The sequence below is a fragment of the Clostridium sp. genome, from assembly GCF_032552055.1.
Classification (GTDB): Bacteria; Bacillota; Clostridia; order Clostridiales; family Clostridiaceae; genus Clostridium.
In genome coordinates, this window is record NZ_JAWGSV010000076.1 from 1 (window position 1) to 12831 (window position 12831).

Genomic DNA, 12831 nt, shown 5'->3' on the forward strand with positions numbered 1-12831 from the left:
AATTATTTAAACATAGAATAAATAAGTAAGCTTTTAATTAGATATGTATAAGGATATGGAGATGAGTGTGGTGCCGAAGAATATACTTGTTGTAGATGATGAAATAAAAATAGTTGAAGTTATAAGTTTATACTTAAAAAATGAAGGATATGAAGTAGTTTTTGCAACTAATGGTAGGGAAGCCATAGATAAATATAAATCAAATGATATAGATTTGATTATTTTAGATTTAATGCTACCAGATATATCAGGAGAAGATGTTTGCAGAGAAATAAGAGAAATATCTGATGTTCCTATTGTAATGTTAACAGCTAAAACTGATGAAAGTAGTGTATTAAATGGGTACTCATTAGGTAGTGATGATTATATTACAAAACCCTTTAGTCCAAAGCAACTAGTGGCTAAGGTAAATGCTTTATTTAAAAGAGTTATAAAAATAGAATCAAGGAAAATATCCTTTAATGATGATCTTATAATAGATCTTAAAAGTAGTGAGGTTACAAAGAATAATAATTTAGTGAGTCTTACACCATCTGAATACAAGATATTAACCATATTAGCAAAACATCCTCAGCAAGTATTTACTAGAGAAGAGTTATTAGATTATATAATAGGTGAAAATGATTATGTTTATGACAGAATAATAGATAGTCATATAAAGAATTTAAGGGCAAAAATAGAGAGCGATAGTAAGAACCCAAGATATATAAAAACTGTTCGTAGTTTAGGATATAAATTTGATGATAACTAAGATTAAATTAAAAAATAAACTTATATGTATTTTTATCCTATTTTCTATATCTATAATATCACTAGTAAGTATTATAAATCGTATATATATTGAACATAACTTTAATAAATATGCTGAAAATAAAATGGAGAGAAGTAAAGAAGAAATTTATGAGAAAATAACAACAACATATAAAGATGGTGTTTGGAATATAAATAGCATTAATTTTGCTGGATATAATGCATTAAGAGAAGGATTATTAATTAGCATTAAAGAAAAAGATGGAAATACTATATGGGATGCAAGGGAATATAATAACATAGAGTGTGAAACGATTTTGGCTAAAATTAGGTACAATACTAATAAAATAAATCCAAATTCTGATACAGTTAATACAATAGAAGAATATGAAATAAAGGTTAACAACGAAGTAGTTGGAACTATAAAACTAGAATATATAGGGCCACTTTTTTTTGACGATTCAGATGTTATATTATATGAAATGTTAAATGATATTTTACTTATATTAGCTATAGTCTTTTTAGTATTTTCTATAATACTTGGAATAGTAGTATCTTCATCATTAAATAAACCAATTCTAAAAGTTATAGAAGCTACTAAATCAATATCTGGTGGAAATTACTCAAAGAAGATATTAGAAGAAAGTAATATAGAAGAAGTAAATGAGTTAATTACATCTGTAAATAAAATGGCAGAAAATATAAAGCATCAAGAAAGCTTAAGGAAAATCATGACTAGGGATATATCCCATGAACTTAGAACACCACTAACTACTATACAAGCTCATCTGGAAGCAATAATGGATGGGTTATGGGAGCCATCTCATGAAAGATTAAAAAGTATCCACGAAGAAATACAAAGATTAAATAGATTAATAGTGTCCTCAGATGAGTTATTTAAATACGATAGTGGAGAAATGATGTTAAATAAGTCAGAAGTTGATATTTCAAATATTGTATATACTATACTTATTAATTTTGAAAAAGAATTCTTAGATAATAAAATTAAATTAGAGATGAATTTGAATAATTGCAGGGCATTTGTTGATAAGGACAAAATAAGCCAAGTTATAATAAATATAATTTCAAATAGTATAAAATATACTGGACCTGGAAAGAAGATAATAGTTAATTGTTATGAAGAGAAGAATAGAGCAGTTATATCAATTAAAGATAATGGTATAGGAATTAGTGAAGAAAACTTAGAATTTATATTTGAGAGATTTTATAGAGTAGATAAATCAAGGAATACAGACTCAGGTGGACTAGGAGTAGGATTAACTATTTCAAAGGCAATAATAGATGCACATAAGGGAGAAATAAGTGTTAATAGTAAAGTTAATGAAGGTTCTGAGTTTATAGTATTTCTGCCAAAGTAAAGAGGTTATCTTTAACTATTAATTTCCCTTTAGAGTACATTTTATTCCTTGTAGTAAGTGATTTGTATTATTGAAATATAAATCACTTATGTATTGATAAATATAGTAATAAGGGCCTTCTTAATTCTATAATACAGTTATTATTTACAAAGTTTAATATATTTTCTAACTAATATATAATTAGAATCTAAATAAAAAAAGATTTTAAAAGGAAATAATTTTTAGAAAAATGTTGACAAGTTATTAAAAAGGTGTTACCGTATACATACAAGGACTGTTACTGATTCGATCAGGCATGACCAAAAATTAATGTGATTATTTGTGTATAATTATATTAATGTTTGGTCATTTTTTGCTTTTTAAAATAAATAGGGGGAAGATACTAAAGATGAAGATATTAAAAAAGTTAAATAACAATGTTGTATTAGCTTTAAACGATAAAGGAGAAGAAATTATAGTTACTGGAAAGGGATTAGGATTCCGTAAAATGCCATATATTTTAGAAGATATATCTTTAATAGAGAAAAAGTATATAATTCCTCAAAATACAAAAGCTTCTGAAATCTTAGAATCTATCCCTAATGAAGTAATAAAAGTAACAGAAAAGGTTATACGAAGCGGTTATAAAGAACTTAATATGGAGTTCAATGCAGATATTTTATTAACTTTATCTGACCATATTAATTTTGCTATTCAAAGAAGTAAAGAAGGGGTAGAAATGAGAAGTCCTCTTCAATGGGAAATCAAACATCTTTATCCTAAGGAGTATGAGATAGGATTTCATTCACTAGATATTATTGAAAATGACCTTGGAGTTAAATTAGATAAAAATGAAGCAGCTTTTATAGCACTACATTTTATTAATGCTCAGATTGGTAAGCATGATATGACTGAAACAACTAAGATAACAACTATTATGGGGGAAATTCTTAGTTTAATAAAATATAAGTTTAAAATAGAATTTAATGAAGACTCTTTTGAGTTTACTAGATTTGTAACTCATATAAAATATTTTATTATAAGACAAGTAAACAATAAACCATTAGATAATGATAATAATGATATGTTTGATCTTATGAAGGAAAAGCTAACTGAAGAGTTAGAGTGTGTTGAAATAATAGAGAAACATTTAAATAAAAATTATGGGTGGAAGTGTACAAATGACGAAAAATTATATTTAATGCTTCATATCCAAAGAATAAGAAAAGAAAAAAATTAGGACTGTTACTGATTCGATCAGGCATGACCCAATATTAATGTGATTATTTATTATAACTATAATTACATTAATATTTGGTCATTTTTATTTTAAATTTATAACTTATAAATCAAATGCTAGCTAGATTTAAAGGTTTTAAATATATGTATCATAAAACAAAAAGGTGGAGATTTAGATGAATAATAAAGAATTAGCACAAAAGATTCTTGAATTAAGTGGTGGAGAAAAAAATATTAATCTTGTTACTCATTGTGCTACAAGATTAAGAATTGTTGTTAAATCAGAAGCAGAAGTAAATTTAAAAGCAATAGATAGTTTAGCAGGTGTTTTAAAAGCACAACATAGTGGTGGTCAATTACAAGTTGTAATTGGAGCTAAGGTTAACAAAGTATATGGAGAATTTATACAACTTGGTAATTTCTCAAACAATGATGGAGAAGATATGCCAAAGGTTAAGAAAAATCCTTTTAATGTATTTATAGAAACTATAGCAGGAATATTTACTCCTATACTTCCTGCACTTGTTGGTTGTGGGATGATGAAATGTTTATCATCATTAATGACTACAACAGGTATGGTAGATCCATCAATGGGTTTTATTACAATATTCAATATGATAGCTGACTGCGTATTTTATTTTATGCCATTCTTCTTAGCTGTTAGTGCGGCAAGAAAATTCAAAACTAATGAATATTTAGCAGTTGCTTTAGCAGGATGTTTACTTCATCCAACAATTTTAGATGCAGCAAGTAAGATTGCTCAAACTGGTGTTGATAGGATAAGTTTTTTAGGATTACCTATTTTATTAGTTAAGTACACTTCTACGGTAATTCCAATAATATTATCAGTATGGCTATTAAGTTATGTTTATAGATTTGTTGAAAAGATAGTTCCAGATATGCTTAAGGTATTAATTGTCCCAATGATTACTTTATTAATTATGGTTCCAGTTCAATTGATTGCAATAGGGCCATTTGGTTCATATGTAGGTACTTGGATTGCAGGAGGATTAGATATATTATTTGCAAAAAGTGGAATAGTTGCAGGAGCTTTACTAGGATTCTTTAGACCGATACTTGTTATGTTTGGTATGCATTATTCAATAATGCCAATGCAAGTTCAACAAGTTGCAGATACAGGATTCACTGTATTAACAGCAAGTGCTTTAGCTGCTAATATTGCACAAGGTGGTGCAGCCTTTGCTGTATTCTTAAAGACTAGAAATAAAACTATGAAGGCAGCAGCAGGATCAAGTTCATTAACAGCTGTATTTGGAATTACAGAACCAGCTATTTATGGGGTTACTTTAAGATATAAAAAACCTTTCTTTGCTGGGTGTTTAGCAGCAGGTTTAGTAAGTGGATTTTATGGTATGGTTAATGCAAAGGCAAATGCTATCGCTATTCCAGGAATTTTATCTCTTACAACATTTAGTGCAAATAAATATATTTATATAATAATTGGTGTAGTAGCAGCTTTTGTTTTAGGATGTGTATTTACTCTTATTGCTGGAGTTGATGATTCTGTAATGGGTGAAGAGAAGAAAGAAGATGAAAAAGAAAACTTGATTTCTTGTGAAAGTATTATGGTAAAAAGCCCAGTAGAAGGAACAGTTAAAGATTTAGCTGAAGTTAATGATACTGTATTTTCTGATGGATTAATGGGAAAAGGAATTGCAATTGAACCTAAGGTAGGTAAGGTAATAGCTCCATTTGACGGAGTAGTTGAAGCAATTTTTAATACAAATCATGCTATTGGTTTAAAATCTAATGATGGTGTAGAAGTGTTAATTCACATTGGATTAGATACTGTAAACTTAGAAGGTAAATATTTTAAGAGCCATGTAACTAATGGACAAGAAATTAAGGCAGGAGATTTATTAGTTGAATTTGATATAGATGGAATTAAAAAAGAAGGATACGATGTTATAACTCCATTTATTATTACAAACTCTGATAAATTTAATGATGTTATAGCTGTAAAAAATGGTGAAGTAACAAATAATGATGATTTATTAAACTTAGTATAAATAAGTAGTGAAAGAGGTAGATTTATATGAATAAAGGATTTCCAAAGAACTTTTTATGGGGAGGTGCCTTATCAGCTTGTCAAGCTGAGGGTGCCTACAATCTAGATGGTAAGACACTTACTATTCCAGAAGTAATGCCATTTAATCCTAAAAACGATAGAAAAGTAACTAAGCAACTAAAAATTACAAGAGAAATGATAGAAGAAGCTAAAAATGATCCAGATACAATAAAGTATCCAAAGAGAAGAGGTATAGATTTTTATCATACATATAAGGAAGATATGGCTTTATTTAAAGAAATGGGATTTAAGGTATTTAGATATTCAATTTCTTGGGCACGTTTATTCCCAAATGGTGATGATAGAGAACCAAATGAATTAGGATTAAAATTCTATGATAGTATTATAGATGAATGTTTAAAAAATGGTATGGAACCATTAATAACAATATCACACTTTGATTTTCCAATAGTTCTAGTTGAGAAGTTTGGTGGATGGTATAACAGAGAATTAATCGATTTATACCTAAGATATTGTGAGGTAATATTCAACAGATATAAAGGAAAAGTAAAGTATTGGGTAACATTTAATGAAATAAATATGAGTATTAAAGCAGGTCCTAAAACTATGGGTGTAATAGATGAAGGACAAGAAAACTATGAAGAAATGTTATTCCAAGCTCTTCATCATCAATTTGTTGCAGCTGCAAAGGCTACAAAGCTTGCTCATGAAATAGATAAAGAAAATAAGATAGGTAGCATGGTAGCATACTTTACTACTTACCCTTATACATGCAAGCCAGAAGATGCTTTAGCAATGCAAAAGGATGACCAAATGAAGAATCTATTCTATTTAGATATTTTAAATGGTGGTAAGTATCCATATTATTCAAAGAAATATTTTGAAGAACATAATATTAATTTAGATATAAAAGATGGAGATTTAGAAGTTATCAAGGAAAATACAGCTGACTTTGTAGGAATGTCTTACTATAACTCGATGATATCTAGTAATGATGGAGATCAATTAGAGCTTACTGCTGGTAATGTTCATAGCGTTTATAAAAATCCACATCTTGATGCAAATGAGTGGGGATGGCAAATTGATCCAATAGGATTAAGATATACATTAAATCATGTATATGATAGATTTGGATTACCTATATTTATACTTGAAAATAGTTCAGGATTCTTTGATACATTAACAGAAGATAATAAAGTACATGACCCATATAGAGTAGACTTTTTACGAAAACATATTGAACAATTAAAGCTTGCTATTGAAGATGGAGTAGAAGTTATTGGTTATACAATGTGGGGACCAATTGATATGATTTCATCAGGAACATCAGAAATGTCAAAGCGTTATGGATTTATATATGTAGATCAAGATGACTATGGTAATGGAACTATGAAGCGTTACAAGAAAGATTCATTCTATTGGTATAAGAATGTTATAGCTACTAATGGAGAAGAACTTTAATATTTATGAAAATATTAAAGAGTATTAAGAAAGTACCAGGGGGACTTCTTATAGTCCCTATGATACTTTCTGCGATAATAAATACTTTTTTTCCTGAGATTTTTCAAATAGGGAATCCAACAACAGCACTTTTTACTAATAAGAGTACCATGGTTTTAGTAGGACTAATGCTATTTGCATCTGGAACACAATTCAATTTGAACAAAACAGTTGATGTTATTAAAAGAGCAGGAATATTATGTGCTGGAAAGTTATTGATATCATATATTAGTGGATTATTATTCATTAAATTCTTTGGAATAGAAGGAATACTTGGAATATCAGCAGTTGCTATTATTGCTACAATTACAAGCTGTAATCCAGGATTATATTTAGCTTTAGTTAATGACTATGGAGATGAAATAGATGGTGCAGCTTTTGGATTTTTAAATCTAATAGTGGTACCTGCAGTTCCACTTATGATTTTAAGTTCTGCAAGTGGACAAGGAATAGATGTTAAAATAATAATAGCTAACCTTTTTCCATTTATATTAGGCATGGTATTAGGAAATTTAGACGTGGATTTCAAAAAGCTTTATGCACCAGCTACAGTAATACTTTTACCTTTTATGGGAATATGTTTTGGTAGTAGTATAAACTTTATAGTAGCCTTAAAAGCAGGAATATCAGGAATAATTCTTACAGTAATATTCTATTTAATAAGTCTTTTACCGCTATTATTAATAGATAGAAAAGTTATTAAGAGACCTGGTTATGCAGCTATTGCGATGTCATCTGTAGCAGGGTTATCTATTTCAGTACCATCATTAGCTGCTGAAATTAGTAATGTATTTGCTCCTTTTATGGATGTTGCCATGTCTCAGATTGCATTAGCATCAATAATAACAAGTATAATAACTCCAATGATAATTAAATATATAGTAAAGAAATAAAAAATATACAGATATCTTTAATTTAGGTATCTGTATATTTTTTAATTTAATTCCAGAGGAATAAGTTACTAATTTTAATTCTTTTAAGTCAGAGATGGGAACTATGTAGATACTTTAATTATTAAGGAAGAAAAAGATTATTATTTTAAATAATTTATAGTATATATTATGATATAAAGCTTACTAAGAATACTAGCAATTCACAAAATTGAAAACGTTGACTGAGAATAATATATAGTATATACTGTAAGGAAATATAGCCTAAGGACAAGCTAAACTTACTTACAGAGCAATTTGTTAGGTAGGTTTTTTATTTTTAATTGGGATCTTTGTGAAACAGACCTTTTGGGATATATAAATAAGTAAAAAAAAGAGGAAGAGGTGATTTAATGGAATACAGCTATGAAAATATAGAGCATAAATTGAATATACCTATTAGAATATTTACTCATTACTTAGATAAATTCCCTTATCATTGGCATGAGGAAATGGAAATACTATTTGTATTAAAAGGAAGAGTTGAACTTTTTATTGATAAGGAAGTTAATATCCTAGAGGAAGGAGATATTTTTTTAATTAATAAAAATGAGATTCACTATGTAAAGTCAACTAATCCTCTTGAAAACTCACAACTTTTAGTATTGCAATTTAATACTGAATACTTAGAAAAATATTATGTGAACTTAAGCAATCTGCGTTTTAAGCTTGACTCCAGTCAAAAAGATACTGGGAATGAGAAGTTTTATAATAAAATTAGGATTATACTTGCTGAAATGATGAATGTTGTTTTTAACAAGGAGGAGCCCTATGAACTTTTAATTAACAGATATTTATTAGACCTTATAATAATCTTAATTAATAATTTTAATGTTGATGAAAATAGTGAGGATAAAACCTTAAAGGTAAGTGAAAATAGACTTGTTGATATTATTAAATATATAAATAACAACTATAAAGATAGTGATCTTACAATTGCAAAGATAGCAAGTGAACTTTATTTAAACCCACAATACCTTTCAAGATATTTTAAAGAAAAAATGGGTATAACAATAAAGGTTTTTTTAGATAATTTAAGATTAAATAAATCTTTAAATGATTTAAAACTTAGTAAGAATAGGGTTATAGATATAGCTAATAGGCATGGTTTTCCTGATGAGAAATCATATTATAGGGTTTTTAAAAGTGTGATTGGAATTACTCCTAATAAATATAGAGAGATTAATGGAGTTGAGGAAACTAATAAAAGTGCAAGAAGTTATTTAAATATTAATGGTAGAGATACACTAGCTAAACTTTTTGAATATTTAAGGACATATGAATCAGTTATTGATACAAGAAAAAATAGAGAAAATATTAAAATAATAAAAACTGAAGAAGTTATAGGGGAATTAAAACATAGCTTTAACAAATTAATAACATTTGGACATGCTAGCTACGGCTTAAGAGATGATCTTAGAGTACAACTTAGAAAAATCCAAAAGGATATTGGTTTTGAATATGTAAGGTTTCATGGAATATTCTCAGATGAAATGCTAGTTTATAATGAAACAACAAAAGGTGAAGTGTACTATAATTTCAATCATGTTGATAATTTAATTGATGGATTATTAGAACAAGGGCTAAAGCCTTTTATAGAATTAGGATTTATGCCAAGTGAACTTTCATCTACAGATAATAAGATTTTCTTTTGGCAGTGTTATGCTAGCGCTCCAAACAATATGGATAAGTGGATACAGATGGTTGATGAATTCATAAGACATATTATTAATAGGTATGGAATTAATAGCGTTAGAGAGTGGTATTTTGAATTTTGGAACGAGCCAAATATAGAAAAAGTTTTCTGGGATGGAAGCAGAGAAGAGTTCTTTAATTTCTTTAAGCTAACCTATGACTGCATTAAAGCAATTGATAAAGATATTAAGATAGGCGGCTTTGGTATTTTTAAGTTTGGTGAAACTAATAGTTGGATAAATGAATTTATATCTTATTCAGAAAAGCATAATTGCTTTTTAGACTTTTTCACTTTTCATGCATATCAATTAGAATGTACTGATATAGATACAATTAAAGTTGATATGACTAATGAGGGAGTAAAGTATATTAGATCAGATGAGAATGATTTGACAGGAGATCTAAGTTTAAGAGATATAATTCATATTGGTAATGAGGACTATATATCAGAAACTATAAATGAAATGGTAGAAATAGGAGAAAGATTGCCAGGGGCCGCTAAAGAGTATTGGATTACAGAATGGAATTCTACTATGGATTGTAGAGATTTAGTTCATGATACATGCTTTATGGCAGCTTTCATTGTAAAAACCTGTGTAGAAAATAGTAACTTAGTTACTGGAATTGGATTTTGGACATTTACAGATTTATTTGAGGAGTTTAGGTTAAAACAAAAATTATTCCATGGAGGCTTTGGATTAGTTACATATAATGGAATAAAGAAAGCTAGTTATCATGCCTTTGAGTTTTTAAATAAATTAGGTGAAGAAGTTTTGTATAAAGATAATGGATTAATAGTTACAAAAAAAGGACAGGATTATCAATTACTATTTTATAATTATTGCCATTATAATGATTTATATAGATCATTAGATTACTCACAAATATCACATTTAAATAGATATAATGTTTTTAATGAAGCTACTATAAAGGAATATAATTTGTCACTAAAAGTACAGAATGGGAAGTACCAATTAGAAAAATTTAGAGTGAATAGGGAATCAGGTTCATCCTTCGATGCTTGGGTTAGCATGGGAGCGCCAGAAACATTATCTGAATATGGATATAAATATTTAGAAAATGCTTCTGAGCCTGGATATATGACTTGGATAAAAAATGTTGATAAAGAAATTAATATTAATACAGAGCTTTCACCTCATGAAATTCAATTAATTATTATAAAAAAATTATACTAAATTAATATAAAAAGGAAGGCGTGAGAGTGCGGCTTCCTTTTTTTATAAAAAAATACTTATCTTAATATAAGAGGTCAGTAATTGGAAGAATAAAAATCTAAAGCGGAATATGTAAACGTATAAATAGGTATATAATATAAAGTATATTAAAAAATATATTTGAACTATGAAAGGAGAATATCATGAAAAAATATACTATGACTGAAAAAGACAATTATATATATGTAAAGAATCATGGAGGAAAAGATATTGCATACTCAAAAGAGTCAGGGGTATCAATATTAGAAGTTGATGGGTTTGCATTTAAAGATTTAAATGGAAATGGAGTTCTTGATCCCTATGAAGATTGGAGATTACCAATTGAGGAAAGAATAGATGATTTATCAAGACAAATGACTATAGAACAAATTGCGGGATTAATGCTATACAGTAAGCATCAAGCAGTATCAACAGGGGATAGTATATTTGCAAAAATGTTCGGTGGAACTTATGATGGGAAATCTCTAAAAGATAGTGGAAAAGATATAAGCGATTTAACAGATCAGCAAAAGAAATTTCTAAAAGAAGATAATTTGCGCCACATTCTTTTAACTGTAGTAGATGATGCAAAAACAGCTGCAAAATGGAATAACAATGTGCAAGGATTTGTAGAGGGGATAGGACTTGGAATTCCTGCAAATAATAGTTCAGATCCTCGTCATACACCAAATGCAGATACAGAGTTTAATGCAGGTTCAGGTGGAGATATTTCTAAATGGCCAGAACCATTAGGGTTAGCAGCTACTTTTGATACTGAACTGGTAAGAAGATTTGGTCAAGTAGCATCTAAAGAATATAGAGCATTAGGAATTGCAACTGCTTTATCTCCACAAGTTGATATTGCAACAGAACCTAGATGGATGCGCTTTAGTGGAACATTTGGAGAAGATTCAAAACTTACCACAGATATGGCAGAGGCTTATTGTGATGGATTCCAAACAACTGAAGAAACAGGAGAGTGGGGAAAAGAAAGTGTAAATGCAATGGTTAAGCATTGGCCAGGTGGAGGAAGTGGAGAAGCTGGCCGTGATGCACATTATGGTTTTGGTAAATATGCAGTTTATCCAGGAAATAATTTTGATGAACATTTAAAGCCATTTACTGAAGGTGCTTTTAAATTAAAGAATGGTACAAATCAAGCAGCATCAGTAATGCCATATTATACAATTTCTTATGGACAAGACCATATATATAATGAAAATGTTGGAAATTCATATAGTAAGTTTATTATTACAGATTTACTACGTAATAAATATAACTATGATGGTGTTGTATGTACAGATTGGATGATTACACAAGATGCACCTAGTATAGATTCATTTATGGTTGGTAGATGCTGGGGAGTAGAAACTATGGGTGAAGCAGAACGTCATTATAAAATATTAATGGCTGGAGTAGATCAGTTTGGTGGAAATAATGAAGTTCAACCAATTTTAGATGCTTACAATATGGGTGTTAAAGATCATGGTGTAGAATTTATGAGAAATAGATTTGAAACATCTGCTAAGAGATTACTTAGAAATATTTTTAAGACAGGATTATTTGAAAATCCATATGTAGATCCAGAAGAGTCAGAAGAAATAGTGGGAAATAAAGAATTTATGAGAGAAGGCTACAATGCACAACTTAAATCAGTAGTTATGCTTAAGAATAAAAATAGTAATCTACCAATAAGTGAAAATAAAAAGGTCTATATTCCAAAGCGTAGATTAAAGGCAGGAATAGATTGGTTTGGGAATGTAATACCAGCAAGCGAGGTTTTCCCAGTAGAAAAGAAAATTGTTGAAAAATATTATACAGTAGTTGAAAAGCCAGAAGAAGCAGACTTTGCTATTGTGTTTATTGAGTCTCCAGATAGTATTGGATATAAAAAAGAAGAGGGATATGTACCAGTAACCCTTCAATATAGACCATATACAGCTGAGTATGCAAGAGAAGAAAGTATTGCAAATGATGATGGAGAAAGTAGAGGATATAAAAACAAATCAAACACTGCTACTAATGAGCAGGATTTAGATATTATATTAGAAACAAAAGAGGCAATGAAAGATAAGCCAGTTATTGTATCTATGAAT

The 12831-nt window shown here is 28.7% G+C and carries 8 protein-coding genes; all 8 read left to right on the forward strand.

All coding sequences use genetic code 11. The annotated features are described in order from the left end of the window. Positions 1 to 70 precede the first annotated feature (70 nt). Positions 71 to 751: a response regulator transcription factor gene (locus E6248_RS07155; RefSeq protein ID WP_316340132.1), complete on the forward strand. Its 681-nt coding sequence runs from the start codon at positions 71 to 73 to the stop codon at positions 749 to 751. Continuing rightward, the gene (locus tag E6248_RS07160; RefSeq protein WP_316340133.1) at positions 741 to 2129 is read left to right on the forward strand and encodes a HAMP domain-containing sensor histidine kinase; all 1389 of its coding nucleotides are present in this window, start codon (positions 741 to 743) and stop codon (positions 2127 to 2129) included. Before E6248_RS07155 ends, E6248_RS07160 begins: the two co-directional genes overlap by 11 nt. 388 nt (positions 2130 to 2517) lie before the next feature. Further along, entirely contained in the window at positions 2518 to 3348 is an 831-nt protein-coding gene (locus E6248_RS07165; protein ID WP_316340134.1) for a PRD domain-containing protein, read from the forward strand. A 175-nt stretch (positions 3349 to 3523) separates the two neighbouring features. Beyond that, complete coding sequence (locus E6248_RS07170) at positions 3524 to 5377, forward strand: beta-glucoside-specific PTS transporter subunit IIABC (RefSeq protein WP_316340135.1); 1854 nt, start codon at positions 3524 to 3526, stop codon at positions 5375 to 5377. 26 nt (positions 5378 to 5403) lie between these two features. Beyond that, positions 5404 to 6858: a family 1 glycosylhydrolase gene (locus tag E6248_RS07175; protein ID WP_316340137.1), complete on the forward strand. Its 1455-nt coding sequence runs from the start codon at positions 5404 to 5406 to the stop codon at positions 6856 to 6858. Between the two features lie 5 nt (positions 6859 to 6863). Then, on the forward strand, positions 6864 to 7790 hold the full coding sequence (locus tag E6248_RS07180; protein WP_316340138.1) for a 2-keto-3-deoxygluconate permease: 927 nt from the start codon (positions 6864 to 6866) through the stop codon (positions 7788 to 7790). Between the two features lie 389 nt (positions 7791 to 8179). Continuing rightward, positions 8180 to 10717 (forward strand): GH39 family glycosyl hydrolase, encoded by a 2538-nt coding sequence (locus E6248_RS07185; RefSeq protein ID WP_316340139.1) that lies wholly within the window; start codon positions 8180 to 8182, stop codon positions 10715 to 10717. Between the two features lie 182 nt (positions 10718 to 10899). Beyond that, positions 10900 to 12831, forward strand: a 1932-nt coding sequence (locus tag E6248_RS07190) for a glycoside hydrolase family 3 N-terminal domain-containing protein (RefSeq protein WP_316340140.1), incomplete at its 3' end; no start/stop codon positions are given.

Coding starts and splice junctions, on each gene's coding strand:
- E6248_RS07160 (WP_316340133.1), top strand. CDS start 741: ATGATAACTAAGATTAAATTAAAAAATAAACTTATATGTATTTTTATC.
- E6248_RS07165 (WP_316340134.1), top strand. CDS start 2,518: ATGAAGATATTAAAAAAGTTAAATAACAATGTTGTATTAGCTTTAAAC.
- E6248_RS07170 (WP_316340135.1), top strand. CDS start 3,524: ATGAATAATAAAGAATTAGCACAAAAGATTCTTGAATTAAGTGGTGGA.
- E6248_RS07175 (WP_316340137.1), top strand. CDS start 5,404: ATGAATAAAGGATTTCCAAAGAACTTTTTATGGGGAGGTGCCTTATCA.
- E6248_RS07180 (WP_316340138.1), top strand. CDS start 6,864: ATGAAAATATTAAAGAGTATTAAGAAAGTACCAGGGGGACTTCTTATA.
- E6248_RS07185 (WP_316340139.1), top strand. CDS start 8,180: ATGGAATACAGCTATGAAAATATAGAGCATAAATTGAATATACCTATT.